Raw genomic sequence first — 23,724 nt, 5'->3', positions numbered from 1 at the left:
TCTGGCGACTGCTCTTTTATCGGAGTGGGAAAACTAAGAGGAAGCGTGGATGGTGGTTAAAGTAGCGAAAGCGAAGGAAGAGAAGAGTGACAAGCCACTGGGGACGCAGAGCTTGTTTCGTGGGCTGCAACTGATTGAATTACTGAGCAACTACCCGAACGGTTGCCCGTTGGCCCATCTTTCTGAGTTGTCCGGGATGAACAAAAGTACCGTGCATCGCCTGTTGCAGGGTTTGCACAGCAGCGGTTATGTCACGCAGGCACCCTCGCCTGGCAGTTACCGTCTGACCACTAAGTTTATTTCTGTCGGACAGAAGGCCCTCTCCTCCCTCAACATCATCCATGTCGCTGCCCCGCATCTGGAGAAACTGAATCTGGAAGTGGGCGAAACGGTCAACTTCTCCAGCCGCGAAGATGATCATGTGATCCTGATTTATAAACTGGAACCCACCACCGGGATGATGCGCACCCGCGCCTATATCGGCCAGCATATGCCGCTGTATTGTTCAGCGATGGGGAAAATTTTTATGGCCTGGGGCAGCGAAGAATATCCGGCGCACTACTGGCAAAGCCATCAGGACAGCATTCAACAGTTGACCAAAAACACCATCACCACGCTCCCGGAGATGCTGGAAGAACTGAAGTCCATTCGTCAGCAGCAGACGGCAATGGATCGCGAAGAGAATGAACTGGGTGTTTCCTGCATCGCCGCGCCGGTGTTTGATATTCAGCAACGGGTGCCTTATGCGGTGTCGATTTCACTGCCCACCGCCAAGATGCAACAGATTGGGGTGAAAAAACTGATGGGTCCGGTGGTCGCCACCGCCCGTGCGATTTCGGAAGAGCTGGGATACGTGGTGCCGCAAAAGGCGTGTACCTTACCGTAAAAGAATCCGTACCGTAGCGGCACGATTTATCGCGCAGGTTTACTCCACAAAGGTCAAAAGCGCGCGATAAATCGCGCCGCTACGCCAGCATGCGATACTGCTTGAGCTGCTTATGCACGGCATCAAACATCCCGATAACTTCTTTGTCTGACGGCAGGTCACTGTCATAAACCATAACCGCAAAGCGCCCATGAAATTCTCCCCGAATGTGTGACCATGTCTGTTCAGTGTTTGCAAAAATTGCCGCCTGACTCAACGGCTGATCCAGCCAGTCGCCAGCAGAAGAGAATTGCTCACGGTCAGCATGTTCCATAATGCTTAACATCTTGAGTAATGCGCCGTCCTGAAATAATGGCGCAAAATCAGCATTGTGCTTAATCATGCATAAATCATAAATATGGCGGATGCGTGATTTTAAGGCCACATCAGGTCGTTTCTCTCGTGAAGCACGAATCAGGGCAATGATTTTCTCCACCACTGTTCTTTCAATACTTAATACATTCACTGAAAATGCGCACAGTCCATATCGTTCAGCTATTGCAACGGGCGATAAAAGGTTCTGGTGTGGTGAAGGCATTAATCTCCAGCGGCATCGCTTGACCAAAATCGCCAGCAACCCAGCGGGGATAGTTATGCCACGTTTTCCGGAATGCCCCGTGTTTTGACTCCGCCGGATGGTCTGGGGTGTAACTTAGCCCCTCAACAAGGGTAGCTTCCGCCTCACGGATAAATTGTTTAATTTGATTGCCGGACATTCCGCGTACATGCGCCGCGAGATCGACATCTTCAGAGAAACGGTTAATCAGTTTCCAGGCTTTGGAAAGCGACGTTCCGCCTTTAAAGATCAATTGGCCATGAAAACTGGACTGACTAAGGTTGTGAACACCCAAGTTACCCAGTCATCCTTTTCAACATATACCGCTGGAATGGCAAAGTGATCAGCCGTGGTATGAACCAATTCGAGCCAGACGTCCTTGTCTTGATGTAAATTCATTCGATATTCCATTTTCTGCTGGCCAACGGCCATTGATCAATGCCGATCTTATAACGGCTGGTCGCATTCAGTGATTCATAAAGGCTCAGGCTGTCTGCAACACCCGTAATATCCAGTGTCATACCCAGCAAGGCTTTTGCCGGAGGCCCGTGTTAGCGATCTGGTTTATCAGATTCAAGTTTTTAGTGTTAAAAACATGAACAACAGTAAAAAGCACACCGCTGCCGCATAAGCCTCATTTAGTCTGTTGATAAATAAACCGACCTGCGCTCGCTTTCGCTACACTGCAAAACGCACCTTAGTGAAATCAGGGAAATCGGATGTCAGACGCAGCTCTCCAGCATTTCTTACCCGCTACACAGGCATGGTTCCGAGCCACTTTTGCTGCCCCCACCCCCGTTCAGGCGGAAGCCTGGCAGGCCATCGCCAGTGGTAAAAATTGCCTGGTGATTGCACCAACCGGATCGGGTAAAACGCTGGCGGCCTTTCTGCATGCCATCGATGCGCTATTTCGTGAGCGCAGCCAGACAGATGCAGTTGCCCGCAGTCATAAAACCCGCATTCTGTATATCTCGCCGGTGAAGGCGCTGGCCGCCGATGTGCAGCGCAACCTGCAATTGCCGCTGGCGGGGGTGGAGGCACAACGCCGCCAGCAGGATGAAATGGAAATCACCTTGCAGGTGGGGATGCGTTCTGGCGATACACGCAGCGCTGAGCGGGCGCAGTTGCAACGCCGCCCACCGGATATCCTGATCACCACGCCTGAGTCCCTGTTTCTGATGCTGACCTCCAAAGCGCGCGAAACGCTGCGGGGAATATCCACGGTGATCGTCGATGAAGTCCATGCGGTAGCGGGCAGCAAACGCGGCTCGCATCTGGCGCTCAGTCTGGAACGACTCGATGCATTGCTGGCGCAACCGGCGCAGCGGATTGGGTTATCCGCGACCGTACGTCCCCCCGAGGCCGTGGCGCGTTTTCTCGGAGGGGTGGGCGAAACCCTGGTGGTCAATCCGGCGGCGAAGCGTCCACTGCAACTGACCATCACCGTTCCGGTGGCGGATATGACTGACATCCAGCAACGTCCGGACAGCCAGGCTGTGCAGGATGCCACGCTCGCCGCCGGATCGATCTGGCCGCATATTGAAGCGGGCATTCTTGACGAAGTGCTGCGCCACCGCGCCACGCTGGTGTTCACCAACTCGCGCGGGCTGGCAGAGAAACTCACCGCGCGCCTGAATGAACGCTACGCCCGCCAGTTGGGTGAGCAGCCGACCGTACCGGAAGCCTCCTTTGATTACGGCTCCTTTACCGGCGGCACGGAAAAACGCACGCAGACGCCGGACAACCTGATTGCCCGCTCGCACCACGGTTCGGTGTCAAAGGAGCAGCGCCTGGAGATTGAAACCGCCCTGAAAGCCGGTGAACTTCGTTGCGTAGTGGTGACCTCCAGCCTCGAACTGGGTATCGATATGGGCGATATCGATCTGGTGATTCAGGTGGGTGCGCCACTGTCGGTCGCCAGCGCTCTGCAACGTGTCGGACGCGCCGGACATCAGGTGGGCGGCACGCCCAAAGGAATATTCTGGCCCCGTACCCGGCGTGATTTGCTGGATACCGCCGTCACGGTTGAAGCGATGCTGGCAGGCGACCTGGATGCTATCGCCCCGCCTCACAATCCGCTCGACATCCTGGCCCAGCAGACTGTCGCCGCCGCCGCGATGGAGACGTTGCAGCTTGATGACTGGTTTGCCCTGGTACGGCGCGCCGATCCGTTCCGCTCCTTGCCACGCGCCGCGTTCGAAGCGGTGCTGGATATGCTGGCCGGACGTTACCCCTCAGACGAATTCGCCAATCTGCGCCCGCGCATTATCTGGGATCGACATAATCACACCCTGAGTGGTCGCCCCGGTGCGCAGCATCTGGCTGTCACCAGCGGCGGCACCATCCCGGACCGTGGCATGTTTAGCGTGATGTTGCCGGAAGGAGAAGAACAATCTGGCGCGCGGCGAGTCGGGGAACTGGATGAGGAGATGGTGTATGAATCGCGGGTGAACGACATTATTACCCTCGGCGCCACCTCCTGGCGTATCCAGCAAATCACCCACGATCAGGTGGTGGTGGTGCCAGCACCGGGGCGTTCGGCGCGTCTGCCATTCTGGCATGGCGAAGGTGTGGGGCGTTCTGCCGCATTAGGTGAAGCCATTGGGCGCTATCTGCGCGAGGTTGATCAGGGTGCCCCCATAGCCGACACCCTGGATGACCATGCCCGTCATAATATTCAGACGCTGATCGCCGAGCAGCGCCAGGCGACCGGCGTGCTCCCCACCGACCGCACGCTGCTGATTGAGCGTTGTCGGGATGAAACCGGCGACTGGCGTGTAATCCTGCATTCACCCTATGGTCAACGCGTCCATGCCCCGTGGGCGCTGGCGGTGGCTGAGCGGATCACCCGGATCATGGGCATCGATCCCGCCGTAGTGGCCAGTGATGACGGTATCGTCGCCCGCTTTCCCGATAGCGACGGTCGCGTACCTGGCGCTGAATTGTTCCTGTTTGAGCCGGATGAACTGCAACGGGTGGTGAGCCAGTCGGTCGGTCAGTCGGCGCTGTTCGCCGCTCGCTTCCGCGAGTGTGCCGCCCGCGCCCTGCTGCTGCCACGCCGCAATCCGGGCAAACGCTCGCCGTTATGGCAGCAGCGACTGCGTGCCGGGCAGTTACTGGAAGTTGCCCGCCAGTTCGATGATTTTCCCATCCTGATCGAAACCGCCCGTGAATGTTTGCAGGATGTTTATGATCTTCCTGCCCTGCACCATCTGATGGCACGTCTGCAACAGGGAGAGATTCAGTTGGCCGACGTCACCACCGAATCCCCTTCGCCTTTTGCGGCACCGCTGTTGTTCGGTTATGTGGCGGAATTTATGTATGCCAGCGATGCTCCCCAGGCGGAGAAACGCGCATCGATGCTGGCACTGGACAGCAAACTGCTGAAGCGGTTGCTTGGTGAAGTGGATATGCGTGAGCTGCTCGATGCTGACATGGTGGCGCGGGTGGAACAAGAGTTACAGCGCCTGCCCGCCAGCTATCACGCCAACAGTATCGAAGCGTTGTCAGACCTGCTACGCGAGGTCGGTCCGTTAACCCACGCAGAACTGGCGCTGCGCTACAGCGGCGATGAGGTGTTAAGTGATGGTTTGCAGGCTTTGCAACAGGCACAGCGCATCTTTTGCGTCAGCATTGCAGGTGAGACACGCTGGGCGCTGGCAGAAGATGCCTCGCGTCTGCGTGATGCGCTGGGATGCCGCGTGCCGGATACACTACCGCCAGCCTTGCTCCAGCCCGTGACACGTCCGTTATATGATTTGCTCCAGCGCTATGCCCGTACCCACGCGTTATTCACCGGCAAAGACCTCGCCCGTCACTTCGGCCTTGGTGTCGCCGTGGTGATCGATGCGCTGGAAGAATTACGTCAGCAGGGCAAACTGATGAAAGGTGACTTCACCACTGCTGATGATGATGATGAACCGCAGTGGGTGGCGGAAAATGTGTTCCGTCGCCTGCGCCTGCGCTCGCTCCAGGCGGCGCGTGAGGCCACGAAACCGGTTGATCCGGCGGTCTATGTCACCCTGCTGCTGGAACGTCAGGGAGTCATCAGCGATGCCAACGCGCGTGAGGCTCAGGGGGCGTTGAGTGGCGTCAACGGCGTGGTGCGGGTGATTGAACAGCTAGCGGGAATTGCCCTGCCTGCCGCGCTGTGGGAAACGCAGATCCTCCCGGCGCGGGTCCGCGATTATCAGCCTGCGATGCTGGACGAATTGCTCTCCAGTGGCGAAGTGGTCTGGCATGGACAGCGCACCGCAGCAGCCGCAGAAGGGATGGTGTCACTGCATCTGAGCGAGTATGCTGCCGAAACCTTGCCACCCGCGAGTCAAGGACAAAACGTCGCCCTGACGCCGTTGCAACAACAGATCCTGACGCTGTTACAGGATGGGAGCGGTTGGTTTGTGCGCCAACTGGTCCCGCGCCTCACGTCTGAGGAAGGCGATCCCAACCTGATTTACCAGGCCATGTGGGATCTCGCCTGGCGCGGTTATCTCACCACCGACACCTGGTCAGCCTTACGCAGCGTTACCGGTCATGCCAGCACACCGCGACCACGTACCCACCGCCATCGTCATGGACATCGGGGGTATGCTGCCCCAACCCGCCTCGTTGCCAGCGGTCCCGGCCTCAATAGCATGGCGGGCCGCTGGTCGTTGCTGGCGCGCCCGGCGCTGGCCGACACCGAGCGCGCCCTGGCATTGACGGAAAATATGCTCGATCGCTTTGCTGTCGTCAGTCGCGGCGCGGCTATCGCCGAGCAGGTGCCCGGCGGTTTTCCGGCATTGCAACCGGTGTTGCGTGGCCTGGAAGATAGCGGCCGTTTGCTGCGTGGCCGCTTTGTCGCAGGCATGGGGGCCGCCCAGTTCGCTGACCACACGGTGATTGATCGCCTGCGCCAACTCGCCAATAGCCCACGCCAGGTGGGGACCCCGGTAGCGCTGGCGGTGCTCGATCCCGCTAACCCCTTCGGTGTGCAATTGCCGTGGCCGCTAAGCCTGGCCGGAAATCGCCCCACCCGCCGTCAAGGCGCACTGGTGGTGATCGCCGCTGGTCGCGTGTTGTTGTATCTGCCGCAAGGCGGTAAGGAATTGATGACGTTTGCCACCAACGCCACCTTCGATGAACAGCATGCCGCAGTGCTGGCACTGGGCGTAGCTCTTCGACGGGAAAAACACCTCAGCTTTACCCTGGAACGTGTTGACGGTCAACCCGCCGGACAATCCCCGCTGCTTGCCGCGCTGAAAGAAGCCGGTTTTTCTCGCGTGCCAAGGGGGTACAGTTGGTATGGTTAGTAGCGGCGCGATTTATCGCGCCGCTACGAAAGTCAGTAACTCACCACCGTCACCCAGTTCGCATCGCCGCCAGCGGGTGCGCTGCCAACGCGTTTGAGCACCCCACTGCGTCGATTAATGGCGTAGCTGCCGGTGACGTTGCTTTTCTCTCCGCTGGCAATCAACCAGCGTCCATCGGGCGAAATCGCAATGCCGCGCGGCTGTTTTTCCACCGGCCAGCTGCCGATTAAGGTTAATTTGCCATCCTGCTTATTGACGCGATAACCCGTCACCGTGCTACTGGTGCGTTCGGTCACATACAAGAAACGACCATTCGGGGTGATACGGATATCCGCCGACCAGATACGCGGCGTGGGATCGTTGTAATCGGCCAGGCGCTCACGACCATGTTGCAGATGATATTGCGCTGCCACTGCGTTGGGCCACTCGGCGATTTTTTTCAACGCACCGTTGGGCTGGCGCTGAAATTGCGTAATGATGCCGCCCATCTCACCAATGTTGTACAGATAACGGTTATCCGGCGACATGACGGAATGACGCGCACCATTCTCGGCTTCCGTTGCAACAAAACCGCTGCCAATCGGCGTCAGGCTGCCGTCCGGGGTAAGATTGAGTTGTAACACCCGGTCGGTCCCGAGGTTGCCAACATAAACTGAACGGCCGGTTGCATCGCTAATCACCGAGTGCGCGGCATGGCCGGTTTTATACGCGGCCACCGGCGGTGCAATAACCTTGCCGTCAGCGGCCAGACGATAAACGTGCACCACATCGCCATCATAGGAAGAACCCAACAGAAAACGCCCCTGACTGTCGGTACTGATATAGGGATAACTGGCTGCGGCCGGGGTTTCGTTGGCCTGCAACAAATCGCCGTTTTGCGCATCAATCGTCCAACTCATCAACCTTAAGGGCTGGCTGCGGATCGCGGCGTACAAGCGATGATGATCGGCGCTCAGCGCCATCGGCATCACTTTCCCCCCTGCGGAGGTTTGCCCGAGTAAGGTCAGCGCGCCGGTTTTCTCATTCAGACTGTAACGGGCAATGTTGCCGTCACTGGCTTCGGATACATAAACAAAGGTTTGCGCCAGCAATGGCGCACTAAAAGTCAGCGCCGTAAGCAACGCCAGACGTAGAGCAATTTTCATTATTATCTCCGCGATTCAGGAGCAACCCCAGGCAGGCTGCTTCACCGCCTACAGATATAGGCGGCATTATGCCGCCGGGTAATGTGTGATTGCCCGACACGCTTTGGGCATCCTGACAAAGGGCACACCATTTCAATGGGTTAGTGTTTTTTAGCGCAAAAAGTTTAATCCAGGATTGTGCACTGGCTCACTGGTGGCGGATGGCTTAACATCAGGCGCATTGATGATGGAAACGGAGTCCGGTATGACGAGTTTGCGCTTGTTAGTGTCCCAATCAAACGACCCCTGGTTTAACCTTGCGGTGGAAGATTGTATTTTCCGCCAGATGCCCACCACCCAGCGCGTGTTGTTTCTCTGGCAAAACGCGGAAACCATTGTGATTGGGCGTGCGCAGAATCCGTGGAAAGAGTGCAACACCCGGCGCATGGCGGAAGATCACATCAAACTGGCGCGCCGCAGCAGTGGCGGTGGCGCGGTGTTTCACGATTTGGGTAACTGCTGCTTTACCTTTATGGCTGGCAAACCGGAATATGATAAAAGCGTCTCGACCGCGATTATCCTGCACGCGCTGGCGAGTCTTGGCATCAGCGCAGAGGCTTCGGGTCGTAATGATATCGTGGTCAATGTGGCGGGCGATGTGCGCAAGATTTCCGGCTCAGCCTACCGCGAAACACCCGATCGCGGTTTCCATCACGGTACTTTCCTGATGAACGCAGATCTGTCACGGCTGGCGGATTATCTCAATCCTGACATCAAAAAATTGCAGGCCAAAGGGATTAGCTCCGTGCGCTCACGCGTGGCAAATTTGATCGAACTGATGCCGGATATCAGTTATGCGAAAATTTGTGACGCGGTCACGCAGTCGTGGTTCGCGTACTATCAGGATCAGTGCCAGCCTGAATTTATCTCCCCTGAGGCCTTGCCTGATTTGCCCGGTTTTGCCGAACAATTTGCCAAACAAAGCAGTTGGGAGTGGAATTTCGGCCAGGCACCGGATTTCTCCCATCTGCTCGATCAACGTTTTAGCTGGGGCGGCGTGGAGATCCATTTTGACATTGAGCGCGGCAGCATCAGCCGTTGCCAGATCTTTACCGATAGCCTGAATCCGGCACCGCTGGAAACGCTGGCAGCACGTTTAAGCGGCGTAATATACCGCCCGGAAGCCGTTGCCGCGCAACTGACGCGTCTGGAGAGTGAATATCCACAACAGCAGGCCGAACTGGCGCAGTTGGGGCAATGGTTGCTCGCCAGCCTGCGTTGAGTACATTGCACTCCATCACCATATGGTTATAATTAACTCACCAAATGGAGGTGCACAATGAAACAATTCACTCTCCCGGCCACCCCTGTAACGCCAGAGCGTTTGTGGCAGTTCGCCGGGTTAACCAGTGCCGATGGCGTGCTATTGATGGGCCAGATTGATGCCGGTCTCGAGGGTTCCGTCGCCAGCCGTATCGTGTCATGGGCGCGTATTACGCAGGCTGATCTGCGCCATATGACCGGCATCCCCGGCACCACCTTTACCCGTGGGCTAAAAAACCGTTTTACTGCGGAACAGAGCGAACGTCTGGTGCGTTTTATTCGCGTTATGGATCGCGCCGTGGAACTGTTTGAAGGCGACAGAGAAAAGGCGCTGCAATGGTTGAACGAGCCTGCGCGCGCCCTCGGTAATCAAAAACCCGGCGATTTAGTCTCCTCCGAAACCGGCGCTTATGAAGTGCTGAAACTGATCACCCGCCTTGAGCACGGTGTCTATTCGTGAAGTTATATCGGATGACGAAAACGCGTTTTCTCAGCTCGGCGTGGAGCGGCTACGGTGCCAGGGAAGGTGGCGGTCGCTGGAACAGCATCGGCGTATCGATGGTGTACGCTTCCGAAACCGCCTCCCTCACCATGCTGGAAACCCTTATCCACCTGCAAAGCGCCAGCATTCTCGATTTCTTCACCCTGTTAAGCATTGAGGTGCCAGACGATTTAATTCAATGGGTTGATGCGGCGCAATTACCGCAGGACTGGGCGGCCGCGCAGGCCCCCGCTGCGTTGCGTGAGTTTGGTGATTTTTGGATCGACAGCCAGGCATCTGTTGCGTTACGTGTGCCCAGCGCCTTATCGCCGGTTGAGTTTAATTACCTGCTCAACCCCGAGCATCCGCAATTTGCGCCCCTGATTAAAAATGCGGTGGAGATCCCCTTCCGTTTCGATCAACGTTTTGCGCGATAAATCGCGCCGCTACGTAAACCTCTCCCGGACAAAGCCGGTGAGCGCCTTCAACGCCGGTGGCACCAGGCGGTGGCCCGGATAATAAAGACATAGCTCGCCAAGATTAACCTGCCACTCCGGCATTAAGCGCACCAACCTGCCAGCCTGTATATCCGCTACGACATGTCGCTGCGACAGACAGGCAATGCCCAATCCCCCGGTGACCGCTTTCTGCGCCGAAGCCAAGTCATTCACCACCAACTGCGGCTCGACCTGAACCTTATAGCGACGCTGCTGCTGGCTCAGTTCCCAGCGATAAATGCTGCCATCCGCCATACGCATGCAGATGCAAGGATGATCGCTCAACGCCTGCGGCTGCTCCGGTGCGCCACAGCGGGAAATATAGTCGGGGGACGCGACCAGAATCATCTGCAACGGTGGCGTCAGCTTCACCGCGATCATATCCGCCGGGATATCATCCGCCAGCCGGATACCCGCGTCATAACCCGCCGCCACAATATCCACTTTCTCCTTCTGACTGTGGATCTCCGCGCGAATACGTGGATAGCGCGCGAGAAACGGCAGCAGAATGTCGTCATACCACAGCGCACAACTTTCCGGCGGCACATTGATACGCAACGTCCCGGCAGGATCGGCGGGCTGGCTGGCAACTTCTTCAGATGCGCTGCGGATCATCTCCACCGCCGGAGCGATTTTCTGCGTAAAACGCCGCCCGGCCTCGGTTAACCCGACGCTGCGCGTGGTGCGATTAAACAGCCGCACCCCAAGGCGCTTTTCCAGCGCCGCGACAGCATTGGTCACCGCCGAAGGCGAGATCTCCAGCTCACTGGCTGCGCCGCTAAAACTGCCACGCCGCGCCACTGCCAGCACAATTTCAAGTTCACTGATACCGGTTCGATTCATCGATTATTCCGTCAGACGCAATACCCTTTGCAGGGTTAGGCGGATTATAGCGCCAGTGCCCGCGTGCTACCTTGCTCTGCACACCCGCCTAACAAGGAGAAACCCCTGATGCGCTCATTCGAACACATCTATATCAATGGCCGCTTTGTCACTCCGACGGGCACCGAGTGGCTGGATATTATCAAACCTGCTGACGGTAGCGTTATCGGCAAAGCCCGGCTGGCAGATGAAAACGATGCATTACAAGCGATTGCGGCGGCCAAAGCTGCCTTTGCCGATTTTTCTCGCCTTAGCGTCGCAGATCGCCTGGCGTTGCTGGCCAATATGGTCGAGGTCCTGCAACAAAGCGAAGAGGCGTTACACGAGGCGATTCGCGAAGAATATGGTGCCCCCGCTTCACGTTCGCAGTGGATGGCGCGCTATCCAGCGGATGTCGTGCAACAGGTGATGACCGAGTTGCGCACCTACCCCTTTGTGCAGCAGGCGGGTCGCGCCACGGTACAAATGCTGCCACTGGGGGTGGCAGGGTTGATCACGCCGTGGAACAGCAACGCCGGATTTATCTGCCATAAACTGGCGACCGCCATTGCCGCCGGTTGTACCACGGTGATTAAACCGAGCGAGTTCAGCATCTGGCAAACCGACGTGGTGACCAGGGCGTTAGATCGCGCCGGATTGCCGTCTGGCGTATTCAATATCGTCACCGGACGCGGTGCCAGCGTGGGCCACGCCATCAGCACCAGTGCTGATGTGGCGAAAATTTCCTTTACCGGTTCGACCGAGACAGGTAAAGCCATTTTGCGCAGCGCAGCCGACAGCTTTAAACGGGTCACGCTGGAACTGGGTGGAAAATCCCCCACCCTGATTTTACCTGATGCTGATGCCCGTCATGCCGCCGAGCTGGCGGTGCAGGCCGGCTTTATCAACAGCGGGCAAGCCTGTATTGCCGGTACGCGTATTCTGGTACCGGAACATCGGAAAGCGGAGTTTGAACATGAACTGACCGCTGCCGTGCAGCGCCAGCGTTCGGGACCTCCGGCAGATGCCGCGACCACCATCGGCCCGATGATTAACCAGCGCCAATGGGAGCGGGTCCAGCGCTACATTGATATCGGCGTGCAACAGGGTGCCCGTTTGCTGACCGGGGGCGTCGGACGACCAGATGCTCTGCGTAACGGCTGGTATGTCAAACCTACCTTATTCAGCGATGTCAGCAATGATATGACGATTGCACGCGACGAGATCTTCGGTCCGGTGCTGTGCATGCTGACTTACCGTGATGAGCAGGAAGCGATCGCCATTGCCAACGATACCCAATATGGCCTGTCGGCGTTGGTCATTGGCGCAGATGAAAACCATGCCCGCCAGATTGGTGAGCAGATTCTGGCGGGACGCGTGATGATCAATACCCTGACACATGAACCCCGTGCGCCCTTTGGTGGATTTCGTTGTTCGGGTATCGGACGCGAGATGGGACAAGCGGGGATCACCGCGTTTCTGGAATCGCGCGCGCTCACTGTCGCGTAGCGGCGCGATTTATCGCGCGGGTTTTTACCGCCCCGCGCACGTAGCAGCGCGATAAATCGCGCCGCTACGTCAGGCTTTTGCCTCCTGCAACAGTTGCTGAATTACCTTTTCCTGCCCGGCGTAATCCCCTTCGCCAAACGCGGTGTAACGCAACTGACCATGAGCATCGAAAATGTAATGTGCAGGCCAGTACATATTGCCGAAACGATTCCAGATGGCGTAGTTATTATCGGCCACCACCGGATACGGTAATCCCCACTGCTTGATGGCGCGTGCCACCGCCGCCGGGTCGCGTTCCCACGGATACTCTGGCGTGTGAACGCCAATGACCGTCAACCCCTCCGCCTGGTATTTCTTCGCCCAGTCACGCACATGCGGCAGCGTATGCTGACAATTGATGCAGTCATAGGTCCAGAAATCAATCAACACCACTTTACCTTTCAGATCGGCACGATTGAGCGGCGCGCTGTTGAACCAGGAGGTTCCCCCCTCCAGCCCAGGGAAGCCGCTGTGTGTCTGCTCGACCACCGGCACCGGGGTGATTTTGGGGGCGCTGACCGGCAGGAAGTAGCTTAAGCGCTGTTCAAGATTTTGCGCCAACTGCGGCCCTGCCTGTAAAACGCCCTGCCTGCCGCTGGCCAGTAACGCCACCGAAGCCAACATCAACACGCCCGCCCCCTGACGTATACGTGTCATTACCGCCAACCCCGGACGCAGGCGGGCCAGCAATCCCCGCCCGGCAAACCACAGCAGCGCCAGCATCAGTGCGCAACCGCTGCCATAGGCAATCAGCAGCGAGCCAACGGAGAGGGGATCTTTGGCGGTGATCGCCAGGCTGAGAATCGCCCCCAGCACCGGCCCGGCGCAGGGCGACCACAACATGCCAATCGCCAACCCCGCCAGCAGCGCTGCGGCGAGGCCGCTACGTCGATTGCTGGCGTCATTGATACGGTTACCCAACTGCGTCAAGGGTGCGGTGATTACCTGGGCCGCCCGCGTCGAAAGCAGCGTGACGGCCGTCAGTGCCAGGAATAACAACGCCAGCCAGCGCCCCGCTTGCGTCACCTGCACCACCCAGCTACTGGCGACCGAAATCAGCAGAGACACGACGGTGAAGACCAACACCATCCCCACCAGCAGAGCGACCATCTGACCTTTTTTACCGCGCACGCTGGCAAACACCAACGGGATCACCGGCAACGTACAGGGACTCAGCAACGTCAACATCCCGGCGAGAAACGCAATAATGAATGACATAGGTTTTTTCCCCTGTGGGTTATTGGGCGTTACTGCCATCGACCGCTTGGGTGATGATCTGCGCGACGCTGGTGGGATGGCTCAACATTGAGGTATGACTGGCGGCCACGCTGCGGGTGTGGGCGTGAATGTGCTGTGCCATCGCCCGTTCCAGATCCGGGTTGATCATGCGATCCTGGGTACTGACCAGATACCAGCTCGGTTTTTGCGTCCAGGCAGCCTGGCTGACTTTGTCACCAAAAGCCGCTGCGCGGATCGGTCCTTGTGTCACCGTCAGGGTTTTCTGCCGGGCAGCCGGGCTATCTTCGGCAAAGTCCTTCGCCACCGTGGCGGCAGGCAAATAGAGGAAACCGTCCGGCGTTTTGGCGATATCCGCGCTACCCGCCGGAGGTGGATAACTCCCTGCCAGCTCACCGGTGGATTGCCCGGCGTTTGGCGCGAAGGCTGCGATATATACCAAACCTTTGACGCGTGCATCGTTCCCGGCTTCGGTGATCACCGTACCGCCCCATGAATGCCCCACCAGCACCACATTACCCGGCGCACGCGCTATCGCACGCTGGGTTGCGGCCACATCATCTTGTAATGAGGTCAGCGGCAGCTGAACGGAGATCACCTTGAGATGATGGGATTGCAGTTGCGGGATCACCTGATTCCAACTGCTGCCATCGGCGAACGCACCGTGTACCAACACCACGGTGTCAACCGGCGCAGCCAGCGCCGACCAGGACGAAGAGAGGATAACGGCGGCGAGTGTACTAAACAGGAACTTTTTCATCAGAAACCTCGTGAACATGATTGAGTGAAATTAACCACTGCGTCATCTGGCAGTGACGTTATTTAACCCGTTGGTTGTGTTCACAACGTTTCCGCTCCCCCCGGTTTTTGTCGTCTTGCATGTCCGGGGGTGGCGTTGATACATAAAGCTACAAAGTGGTTACGCTTCAGGGGGTGACCGTCACCGCGACAGATTCACCCATCGTCTGCACCGTGCCTGGCCTGGTGATATCATCCGTCAGACCCAGCGTGAATTTTCCTCCCTGCGGGTGCCAAATCTTGTGAATCTTCACTTTTGCCTCGCCTTGATCGGGCGTCCAGATGGGTGCCATTGTGGCATATAAACGCTTGCTGTTTTTATTCAGGAACAGACTGTTGATACTGGTATCCTTGTGGCTAAATACCGTCTCACTCTGCTGTTCTTTCAATTTCACATGATGGATGGAGCCATAATTACGGCTTTCCAGGAAATCAGGATCATAACTCCATTCGGCACGAAAATAAAAATCATCACGGTCGCCAGGTACAATGTTTTCCCGTGAGTCGCATAATATATTGCTATCATAGCGGCTTTTCACTTCACCGGAATAGAGGGTCTTGAAATCATTTTTGACCACGGTGTAGTGTATTACTTTGCGATTGTCATTCATCAGACCCAACAGATAAACATCCCCGGCTGGCGTCACATCGAAGGCACAACATAATTCGATATTTTCATAATCAACCCGTTACCTTAGGTTTAGGCATAATAGTGGCGATTGAGTACCGGTACCCTGTCACGGCCATGAGGTCAGGAAAATAGAAAAAGAATAATTTGATTATGAATTAATGATGATCACAACAGAGGGGTGAGATAAAATGCGCACTTATCCCACCAACAGATATGAATTAATACTGAGAATCAGAGACAGCCACCTGAGAATACCGCCGCTCATCCCCTTAATATAATCTGAACCTCCAGCCCTCCCTGCGCGCGATTACTCAATATCAGGCTCCCTGACATCTGATTGATCAATTGCGAAGCGATCGCCAGTCCCAGCCCGGTGCCGCCGGTGTGGCGATTACGGGAACTTTCCACCCGGTAAAATGGTTTCAGCACTGCCTCCAGTTCGTCTTCCGGAATGCCGGGGCCGTTATCACGCACATGAATTTTCATGCCGCCTTCCGCCGTTCTGGATAACGCCACCTCAGCCTGAGAACCAAATTTAAGCGCATTATCAATCAGGTTGGTCATAATGCGGCGTAACGCCTGCTGACGAATGCTGAAATTATCCAGCCCTTTGCAGGGCAAAAAGCTGACCGCTTTTCCCACATCCTGGTAATCACAGGCAATGCTATCCAAAAACGCATTGAGGCTGACACGCTGCGGCGTCTCATCCGGTATTTGTGCGGAGCGTGCATAGTCAATGCCCTCGCGTACCAGGCGGCTCATATTGTCTAAATCGCCCAGCAACTTGTCGCGCAGTTCGGGCTGTTCCGACATCTCAACCCGCAACTTCATACGGGTGATAGGGGTTTGCAGGTCATGGGATATTGCCGCCAGAATCTGTGCTCGCTCCTGCAAATGGTCCTGAATACGCAACTGCATTGCATTAAAGGCCCGCGCGGCCTGTTGCACCTCTGCCGGACCATTTTCCGGCATGATGCTGGCACTGGCGCTGGCCGGTTTTAACCCTTCCACCGCCTGGGTGAAACGCATAAACGGCCTGACTACCTGACGTACCGCTATCCAGGCACAGACCGCCAGCAAGATCAGTTGGGCAAACAACACCACCGGCAACCAGCGCGCAATCGCGGGCATGCGCGGCCAGAGATCCAGTGTCAGCGGCGCACCATCGTGTAAGGTGATATGGGCCTGAATATGCAGACGCGGGCCGGGTACATTGGTAAAGGTCAACGGGTACTGGCCGCCCAGCGTCTCCTGCAACGAGCGGATGGCATCCCGCGCCCGCCAGCTATCCGGCCAGGGGCCGGGCTGCCCCGCCGACAATTCATAGCGATAATTACCACGCGCCAGCTTCGCCAGCCAACCGGGACGCTCTGACGGGGAGAGGTGATCCAGGATTGCCACGCTGGTCGCCACATCGTATTCAAGATTGCCGAGCATCACGGTTTTGGCGCTGCTCATCCGTTCAATCATCAGGCTGACCACCGTCATACCGTTTGCCAGCACCAGACCGAGCAGCACAATCAACACCAGACGCGATAACAGCGAACGCGGCCAGAGCCTCATACATTGACCTCTTTAATGGTGACCGGCGCAGCCAGCACATAACCTTCACTGCGTACCGTTTTGATGTACGCGGGTTCGCGCGCGTCCTCGCGCAGCCGCTGGCGCAAACGGCTGACCAACAGGTCAATCGAGCGTTCAAACAGTTCGGCATCGCGCCCCTGAGTCAGGTTCAGCAGCTGGTCACGGGTTAATACCCGTTGCGGATGATCGAGAAACACCCGCAGCAGACGGTATTCCGCCCCGCTCAACGCGACGATGACCCCGTCGGTATCCAGCAGATGGCGCGCCGAGGTATCCAGTTGCCAGTCACCAAAAGCAATCAGGCGACCAGTTTCGGTGATTTGCAGGTTGGGCGGCAGTGCGCGGGTACGGCGCAGAATCGCTTTGATCCTTGCCAGCAATTCACGCGCGACAAAGGGTTTGATCAGATAATCATCCGCGCCCATCTCCAGACCGAGGATACGGTCGCTGTCTTCGCTGCGCGCCGTCAGCATCAAAATCGGCAGGTTACGTTGTGGATCGCTGCGTAGCTGGCGGCACAAGGTCAGACCATCATCACCCGGCATCATAATGTCCAACACCACCAGGTCTATCGCATTCGCTGCCAGCACCGCACGCATCTCACGGCCATTGGCGGCACCGGTGGCGCGATAACCCGATTTCACCAGATAGTCGGTGATCAGTTCGCGGATGTCCCGGTCATCATCAACAACCAGGATGTGATCAATGTGCTCCAAAACAACCTCCTGTCAGCGGGCCAGACAAAAAAGACCGGTCATAAAATACCGGTCCGACAATAACTTATTACCACAGAATTACATTTTTGCCGCATCAACGACAGCTTTCACAAAATCCTGCGGGTCTTCGGCGGGCGGGTTATGACCAATATTGCCGCTGAAGGTACGATGCTCATATTTGCCGCTGAATTTTGCCCGATATGCCGCCGGAGCCGGATGCGGCGCACCGTTGTTATCTCCTTCAATCGTAATCGTCGGTACGCTAATCACCGGCAGCGTCGCCAGTTTTTTCTCATAGGCGGCATATTTCGCTTCTCCCGGTTCCATCCCGATACGCCAGCGATAATTGCTGACCGTCACGGCGACCTGGTCCGGGTTATCCAGCGCCTGTGCGCTTTGGTTAAAGGTCGCATCGCTGAATTTCCAGCCCGGTGACGCCTGCTGCCAGATTAATTTGGCAAAATCATGGGTGTTCTTCGCATAGCCTTCACGGCCACGTTCGGTGGCGAAATAGAACTGATACCACCATTGCAGCTCCGCCTGCGGCGGCAGCGGTTTTTTACCGATCTCCTGGCTGCTGATCAGATAACCGCTGACGGAAACCAGCGATTTCACGCGCTCCGGCCACAGCGCCGCCACGATATCGGCGGTACGTGCCCCCCAGTCAAACCCGGCGAAGACCGCCTGTTTGATCCCCAGCGCGTCCATCAATGCCACGGTGTCAGCCGCCAGCGCTGAGGGCTGCCCGTTACGTGGCGTACTGGCAGAGAGGAAGCGGGTTGAACCATAACCGCGCAGGTAAGGCACGATAACGCGATAGCCCTGTGCCGCCAGCTGTGGCGCAACCTGAGCATAGCTTTGAATATCGTACGGCCAGCCGTGTAACAGAATCACCGCCTGGCCATCACGCGGGCCAATATCGACATAGCCGACATTCAGCACCCCGGCTTTCACCTGGTGGATGGTGTGGAAGGCCTGGGCGTAATCGGCTTCAGTCGGGGCAGCCACCGCAGCAGTGGTAGCAAACAGGGCGGTGGCGGTCATCAGGGTCGCTAACAGTGATTTACGTAACATGGCGTTCTCTCCAGAAAATTTGATGTGTAAGTGACAACGCCTGAATTACACCACCCCGATGTATAGCGCTTGTTTCTGCTAACCCGGATTTTTGCCTCGCGATGTATTGGGGAGCAATGCAGATACAGTGCGATACAAACCTGCGCGATAAATCGCGCCGCTACGAAACCGGCATTATTCGATTTATCACACCGCAAAAATTTTCCTTTCAATCTGTGCGCTCGATCTCCTATCCCGGCAACATTATGAGATATATCTATTAACACGATATATCTAAATTTATTACAACAACACTGAGCGGTACCCCTTTTATCTGAAAGAGAGAACATACCCATGCCACAGATCGATGAGTTGGTTTTGGAGCCACCTTTCAACGTGACGCGTGCCAGTCATGTTGTCCTGAACGTTCGTGACCTTGAGGTCAGCAAACGCTTCTACACCGATTTAATCGGATTGGTGGTCAGTGATGAGGATGCGTCCAGCGTGTATCTGCGCGGATTAGAGGAACGTGGGCATCACAGCCTGGTGTTAAAAAAAGCCAGCGATACCCACTGCGCCCGTATCGGGATGCGCGTGTGCCGCGATGACGATATCTATAAAGCGGAAGACTATTTCGCCGCACAGGGTAAGGAAACGCGCATTGTTGAGGTGCCCTTTCAGGGCTTAACCCTGCATGTCACCGACCATGTTGGCGTCCCGTTGGAATTCTGCGCGTCGATGGATGCCTGTGAGCGCATGCTGAAAAATTACCAGCATTATCGCGGTGCCAGCGCCCAGCGCCTTGACCACTATCAGTTACAAACCAGCGATGTACGTCAGGCCTGGTCGTTCTATCAGCCGCTGGGTTTTCGCGTCAGCGAATACACCTGGTCGCAGGTCGAAGACAATCAACATCTGTGGGGCGTCTGGCTACAGCGCAAAGGGAATCCGCACGATATCGTCTTCACCCAGGGGCCGGGGCCGCGCCTGCACCATTTTGCCTACACCCTGCCCGATACTAACGACATGATCCGCGCCTGTGACGTGGCCGGTGCGCTCGGTTACGCACCGCAACTGGAACGAGGTCCGGGTCGTCACGGCATCAGCGGTGCCCTGTTCGTCTACTTCCGCGATCCCGACGGCCATCGTATCGAGTTGTTTAATACCCACTACCAGCATATCGACATCGAACCGGCGCTTGGCTGGAATCTGGCCGATCCCAAACGTGCCGACCAGTGGGGACTCCCGGCGCAAAACAAATGGTTTACCGAAGCGACGCCCTTCGCCAACGTTCCGGTTATCCAGCCGGAAACCCCGATCGATCCGCCCACGCTGGAGCGCTTTCTCGCCCTTGCCAATGATGGCTAAGCGCCTGCGTCAATCCATAACGCTAAATCCTGTGTGAAATCAGCTATTGGGAGAACGGATCGTGAGTACATTTATTCAAAACCCGCTGGTGCGGATTCTGGTCGCCTACGCGCTCGGCGTGATGGCAGCCATGACGGTCAGCGAAGCGGTGACTGAGTTAGGTTCGATTGCCAAAGAGTTTCATGTGTTTGAACACAGCCAGATCGGCCTGATTATGTCGCTGCCATCATTGATGGTGGCTCTCGGCGCGCTGCTGGCGGGTTATATCGTCGACCGCGCCGGGGATCGGGTGGTGTTGCTAATCGGTGCCGTGGTGATTGTGCTGGGGGATATCTGCGTGGTCGCGGCACCGTCGTTTAATCTGCTGCTGGGCGGGCGCATCGTTACCGGCATCGGTTATGTGTTAACCGCCGTGGCCGCCGTGACCTTGCTGATCCGCATCACCACCGGTAAGCAACGTAATATGGCGATGGCGTTGTGGTCCACCTTTGTTCCTGCCAGTTTTCTGCTGCCGTTCCTTTCAGCCGGTCTGGCCGACCATTTTGGCAACTGGCGTGCTGCCTTCCTGGCGCACTCGGTCCTGACGCTGGCCCTGGCGTTTGTCGCCACCGTCAGCCTGCCGCGTCGCACGCCAGAAGAGAAGGCACAATTCTCACGCACCCGAGGCTTACGCTCCGTGCTGCGTAGCCCGTTGATCTACCTGTTGGGTATTTCCTTCGGTGCTGATGCCTTTTTGCAAACCGGCATTATCTCCACCCTCGCCCCGTATCTCGCCAAACGCTACAGCGTGCCACTGCTGGAAGTCGCCCACTGGAACGTGGTGGCGATGGTATGTAACGGCATTGGCTGCCTGATGGTTGGCGCACTGCTGAACCGGGGGGTCAGAGCTGCCGCGATTGGCGTAGTAGGCCTGGTACTGACCGGCGCACCCGCGCTGGCGATTTTCACCCTGCCGCTCGGCTTTATGTTGTCCATCGGTGCTTCCTGGCTGTTTATGTTCGGCAGCGGTTTGCTGGTGGGCATGTGGGCGCTGGCTCCGGTGGTCGCGCCATCACGCGAAAGCATCGGAGCCACCAGCGGTCTGATCACCCAACTGACGCTGGTCGGTGTGTTCTTAGGCCCACCGCTGTTTATCGCCGCGCAGAACAGTGAAGACCCGCAGTCGCTGGCACTGCTGGTTCTCGGTGGTCTGGTGGTCTGCCTCGCCGGATTACCGATCTGGCTGCGCGATGTACAGCGCCAGCCCGGTCACGATCTCAAAGCTAATACCCTGAAAAGCCACAGTTAACTCTGAATAACAAGAGGAAGTCATTATGTTGGATATCGTCATCATTGGTGCCGGCCCGGCCGGTTTGGCTGCCGCCCTGCGCCTGCATCAACAGGGTTTCCGCCCGCGCCTGTTTGAAGCCGTCGCTGAAATCAAACCGCTGGGAGTCGGCGTAGATATCAAGCCATATGCGGTGAAAGAAATTACTGAAATGGGTTTGTACGACGCCTTTGTCGACATCTCCGTAGAAGCTAAAGAGTCCATTTTCTATACCGGCTACGGCCAGCAAATTTTTGGCGAGCAATGCGGCAAGCATATGGGCTACGAATACGACCAACGCTTCGTCCATCGCGGCCATCTGCAAATGATGCTGTACAAAGCGGTACAGGAACGCCTCGGTGCGGATGCCATCACCCTTGGTTGCCGTTGCAGCCATTTCGAACAGGATGACAGCGGCGTAACCGTGCATTTTGATACCCGTCTCAATCCCAATGCTCCGCAAAGCGTGCGCGCCGATGTGGTGATTGGCGTCGATGGTATCCGTTCGGTGGTGCGCAGCAAACTGCTGCCGGAATCAGCCCGCAGCCACTTCTCCGGTCTGACCTTATATCGCGGCGTCACCGTGATGCCGCCGTTCAAAACCGGCGGCAGCATTCTGCATATCGGCGATCCGATTCGTCAGGGCACGCTGATCGTCTATCCGATCCAGAACAACGTCGATGACCAGGGCAATCAACTGGTGAACTGGGTGATTGAGCAGAACGAGAAACCACAAAGCGAAGAGGACTGGAACCAGGAAACCGGCGTCAAAGAGATTGAGCATGTGTTTGACGACTGCCAGCTCGATTTTATCGATGTCAGCGCCATGATCCGCAACGCCCGCGAATGCTATCTGTTCCCGTTGATCGACCATGACCCGTTACCGCAATGGTCATTTGGCCGCATCACCCTGCTCGGCGACGCCGCCCATGCCATGTATCCGCGCGGTGGCAACAGCGTCTGCCAGGCGTTTGTCGATGCCCGCGTCATCGCCGAGAAACTCGCCACCATCGCTGACCCGGTCGCCGCGTTGCAAGCCTATGAGCTGGAGCGCCGCGAGAAGGTGAACTGGCTGGTGCTGGCATCACGCGGCGAAGGCCCGGAAGTGGTGCGCCGTATCGTCGAAGAACGTAGCGGTGGTAAGCCGTTCGACGACATTGAAAACATCTTCCCGCACGAAGAAGCCCTGTCGATTTTCAGCGAGTACCACGCCAAAGCCGGTATGCGCATCCCGACAGAAAAAGAGACCGACCAACCGACGAAATACAAATCAGTTTTTGCCACCCAAAAATAATTTATCCCCTTAATTGAGACAGAAAGGAACTGACTATGAGCAAGATTATCGATGCCAACATGCACTGGCTGCCGGGCGAGCTGTTTTCTGACAAGAAACTGCTGAATTCATTTCTCGACTGCGTGCCAAAACAATATGGCGTGCACACTCGCGTGGAGAAAATTGAAGGCAAGGAACTGAGCCAGCTGATCATTGAGCAGCCGAAAGGCTTTGTTAACCTCAACTACGCCGAAGGGCAATACACGCTGGAAAGCCAACTGGCGGATATGGAGAAAGCCGGGGTTGATCACGCCATTTTCCGTCTGCCGGTGTGGCAGGAGTGGCTGGATCTGGAGACCTGTAAAGAGGTCAACACCCGCATGGCGGAATACGTGAAACGCAGCGAAGGCCGCATGTCAGCGCTGGCGGTGGTTCCACCGTGGGGGACTGACGATTGCCTGCGTGAAGTGGACCGTTGCCTGAATCAACTCGGTTTCCGTGGCGCGCAAATCGTGGCGCACTACGGCCAAATCTACCTCGATGACCCGGCGTTCCGTCCATACCTGACGTTCCTCAACGACCTCAAGGTGCCGGTGGTGGTTCACCACACCCCGCTGCCGGTGGATTTCAACTCCGTGCTGCCTTACACCAACCAGCGTCGCCAGTTTGGTCGCTGCGTGGATCAGGCGACAGCGGTGGGTCGTGAGCTGTTCAGCGGCATGTTTGATGAGTTGCCAAACCTGCGCTTTATCCACTCGATGCTGGGCGGTGCGTTCTACGCCTTCGCCGATATGCTGGTACCGCCACAACATCAGTTCAACGATGCGGTGGATCGTTTCCAGACCGGCACCGGCAACCTGCGTGCGCAACTGAGCAACAACATTTTCTTTGATACCTCCGGCGCGCCGCAATGGGGCAAAGCGCAACTGGAAGCCGCAGTGAAAGTGATTGGCGGCAAAAACATCCTGTACGGCAGCTCCTACCCGATCCGTAAAGACTGGTTCTTTAAAGGCATTGAAACCATCGAGAGTCTCGATATCAGCGCCGAAGACAAAGCCAACATTCTGGGTGGTAACGCCGCGCGCATGTTCAACCTGGCATAACGCGCCACGGCGCTGCGTCAACGCCGCAAACCCTCCTGTGTCTTGAAAAC

The 23,724-nt window shown here is 56.8% G+C and carries 21 protein-coding genes; 10 read left to right on the top strand and 11 right to left on the bottom strand.

Translation table 11 applies throughout. The annotated features are described in order from the left end of the window. Positions 1-49 precede the first annotated feature (49 nt). On the top strand, positions 50-886 hold the full coding sequence (locus tag AC6I8T_RS09875; RefSeq protein ID WP_021183292.1) for an IclR family transcriptional regulator: 837 nt from the start codon (positions 50-52) through the stop codon (positions 884-886). A gap of 79 nt (positions 887-965) precedes the next feature. On the opposite strand, the gene AC6I8T_RS09870 is transcribed toward AC6I8T_RS09875, so the two are convergent. From AC6I8T_RS09870 to AC6I8T_RS09860, 3 genes are all read right to left on the bottom strand, one after another. After that, positions 966-1,463 carry a nucleotidyl transferase AbiEii/AbiGii toxin family protein gene (locus tag AC6I8T_RS09870; RefSeq protein WP_497833770.1) on the bottom strand — a complete coding sequence of 166 codons (498 nt, stop codon included), beginning with the start codon at positions 1,461-1,463 and terminating at the stop codon, positions 966-968. Continuing rightward, the gene (locus AC6I8T_RS09865) at positions 1,417-1,776 is read right to left on the bottom strand and encodes a nucleotidyl transferase AbiEii/AbiGii toxin family protein (protein WP_497833769.1); all 360 of its coding nucleotides are present in this window, start codon (positions 1,774-1,776) and stop codon (positions 1,417-1,419) included. The genes AC6I8T_RS09870 and AC6I8T_RS09865 overlap by 47 nt, the downstream gene beginning before the upstream one ends. Before the next feature lie 100 nt (positions 1,777-1,876). Continuing rightward, positions 1,877-2,002: a hypothetical protein gene (locus AC6I8T_RS09860; protein WP_497833768.1), complete on the bottom strand. Its 126-nt coding sequence runs from the start codon at positions 2,000-2,002 to the stop codon at positions 1,877-1,879. Positions 2,003-2,200: 198 nt separating this feature from the next. Here AC6I8T_RS09860 and AC6I8T_RS09855 point away from each other — a divergent pair, with 198 nt between their 5' ends. After that, positions 2,201-6,772, top strand: coding sequence for an ATP-dependent helicase (locus AC6I8T_RS09855; protein ID WP_497833767.1), 4,572 nt, complete (start codon positions 2,201-2,203; stop codon positions 6,770-6,772). 32 nt (positions 6,773-6,804) lie between these two features. Here AC6I8T_RS09855 and AC6I8T_RS09850 read toward each other — a convergent pair whose 3' ends face one another. Continuing rightward, positions 6,805-7,917, bottom strand: coding sequence for a lactonase family protein (locus AC6I8T_RS09850; protein WP_021183296.1), 1,113 nt, complete (start codon positions 7,915-7,917; stop codon positions 6,805-6,807). A 244-nt stretch (positions 7,918-8,161) separates the two neighbouring features. Here AC6I8T_RS09850 and lplA point away from each other — a divergent pair, with 244 nt between their 5' ends. Genes lplA through AC6I8T_RS09835 form a run of 3 tightly spaced genes read left to right on the top strand, consistent with a single transcriptional unit; the run spans position 8,162 to position 10,137 of the window. Beyond that, positions 8,162-9,178, top strand: coding sequence for a lipoate--protein ligase (gene lplA, locus AC6I8T_RS09845; protein ID WP_036625368.1), 1,017 nt, complete (start codon positions 8,162-8,164; stop codon positions 9,176-9,178). A gap of 57 nt (positions 9,179-9,235) precedes the next feature. Further along, the gene (locus AC6I8T_RS09840) at positions 9,236-9,679 is read left to right on the top strand and encodes an Xre family toxin-antitoxin system antitoxin (RefSeq protein ID WP_021183298.1); all 444 of its coding nucleotides are present in this window, start codon (positions 9,236-9,238) and stop codon (positions 9,677-9,679) included. Further along, positions 9,676-10,137, top strand: coding sequence for an RES family NAD+ phosphorylase (locus AC6I8T_RS09835; RefSeq protein WP_036625260.1), 462 nt, complete (start codon positions 9,676-9,678; stop codon positions 10,135-10,137). Before AC6I8T_RS09840 ends, AC6I8T_RS09835 begins: the two co-directional genes overlap by 4 nt. A 9-nt stretch (positions 10,138-10,146) precedes the next feature. Here AC6I8T_RS09835 and AC6I8T_RS09830 read toward each other — a convergent pair whose 3' ends face one another. After that, positions 10,147-11,040 (bottom strand): LysR family transcriptional regulator, encoded by an 894-nt coding sequence (locus AC6I8T_RS09830; protein WP_021183300.1) that lies wholly within the window; start codon positions 11,038-11,040, stop codon positions 10,147-10,149. 108 nt (positions 11,041-11,148) lie between these two features. Between AC6I8T_RS09830 and AC6I8T_RS09825 the strand changes: the two genes are divergently transcribed. Then, on the top strand, positions 11,149-12,567 hold the full coding sequence (locus tag AC6I8T_RS09825; protein ID WP_497833766.1) for an aldehyde dehydrogenase family protein: 1,419 nt from the start codon (positions 11,149-11,151) through the stop codon (positions 12,565-12,567). Between the two features lie 69 nt (positions 12,568-12,636). Here AC6I8T_RS09825 and AC6I8T_RS09820 read toward each other — a convergent pair whose 3' ends face one another. From AC6I8T_RS09820 to AC6I8T_RS09795, 6 genes are all read right to left on the bottom strand, one after another. Next, positions 12,637-13,824 (bottom strand): cytochrome c biogenesis protein DipZ, encoded by a 1,188-nt coding sequence (locus tag AC6I8T_RS09820; RefSeq protein ID WP_497833765.1) that lies wholly within the window; start codon positions 13,822-13,824, stop codon positions 12,637-12,639. Between the two features lie 19 nt (positions 13,825-13,843). Beyond that, complete coding sequence (locus AC6I8T_RS09815; protein WP_208725431.1) at positions 13,844-14,602, bottom strand: alpha/beta fold hydrolase; 759 nt, start codon at positions 14,600-14,602, stop codon at positions 13,844-13,846. A 166-nt stretch (positions 14,603-14,768) separates the two neighbouring features. After that, positions 14,769-15,260, bottom strand: a complete 492-nt coding sequence (locus AC6I8T_RS09810) for a hypothetical protein (protein ID WP_497833764.1) — start codon at positions 15,258-15,260, stop codon at positions 14,769-14,771. 272 nt (positions 15,261-15,532) lie between these two features. After that, positions 15,533-16,834 carry an ATP-binding protein gene (locus tag AC6I8T_RS09805; RefSeq protein ID WP_497833763.1) on the bottom strand — a complete coding sequence of 434 codons (1,302 nt, stop codon included), beginning with the start codon at positions 16,832-16,834 and terminating at the stop codon, positions 15,533-15,535. Then, positions 16,831-17,571: a response regulator gene (locus AC6I8T_RS09800; RefSeq protein WP_021183306.1), complete on the bottom strand. Its 741-nt coding sequence runs from the start codon at positions 17,569-17,571 to the stop codon at positions 16,831-16,833. Before AC6I8T_RS09800 ends, AC6I8T_RS09805 begins: the two co-directional genes overlap by 4 nt. A gap of 78 nt (positions 17,572-17,649) precedes the next feature. Further along, entirely contained in the window at positions 17,650-18,615 is a 966-nt protein-coding gene (locus AC6I8T_RS09795) for an alpha/beta fold hydrolase (RefSeq protein WP_051337943.1), read from the bottom strand. Between the two features lie 363 nt (positions 18,616-18,978). On the opposite strand from AC6I8T_RS09795, the gene hpaD reads away from it, so the two are divergent. From hpaD to AC6I8T_RS09775, 4 genes are all read left to right on the top strand, one after another. Then, positions 18,979-19,992: a 3,4-dihydroxyphenylacetate 2,3-dioxygenase gene (hpaD, locus tag AC6I8T_RS09790; RefSeq protein WP_497833762.1), complete on the top strand. Its 1,014-nt coding sequence runs from the start codon at positions 18,979-18,981 to the stop codon at positions 19,990-19,992. 61 nt (positions 19,993-20,053) lie between these two features. Next, the gene (locus AC6I8T_RS09785; protein ID WP_208725427.1) at positions 20,054-21,280 is read left to right on the top strand and encodes an MFS transporter; all 1,227 of its coding nucleotides are present in this window, start codon (positions 20,054-20,056) and stop codon (positions 21,278-21,280) included. Positions 21,281-21,305: 25 nt separating this feature from the next. Then, positions 21,306-22,592 carry an FAD-dependent monooxygenase gene (locus AC6I8T_RS09780; protein ID WP_497832165.1) on the top strand — a complete coding sequence of 429 codons (1,287 nt, stop codon included), beginning with the start codon at positions 21,306-21,308 and terminating at the stop codon, positions 22,590-22,592. 35 nt (positions 22,593-22,627) lie between these two features. After that, positions 22,628-23,674 carry an amidohydrolase family protein gene (locus AC6I8T_RS09775; protein WP_013509026.1) on the top strand — a complete coding sequence of 349 codons (1,047 nt, stop codon included), beginning with the start codon at positions 22,628-22,630 and terminating at the stop codon, positions 23,672-23,674. The last annotated feature ends 50 nt before the right edge of the window (positions 23,675-23,724 follow it).

It is taken from the genome of Pantoea sp. X-Soil-OKNW-556, from assembly GCF_059730695.1.
This window is presented reverse-complemented; position numbering and strand designations above follow the sequence as displayed.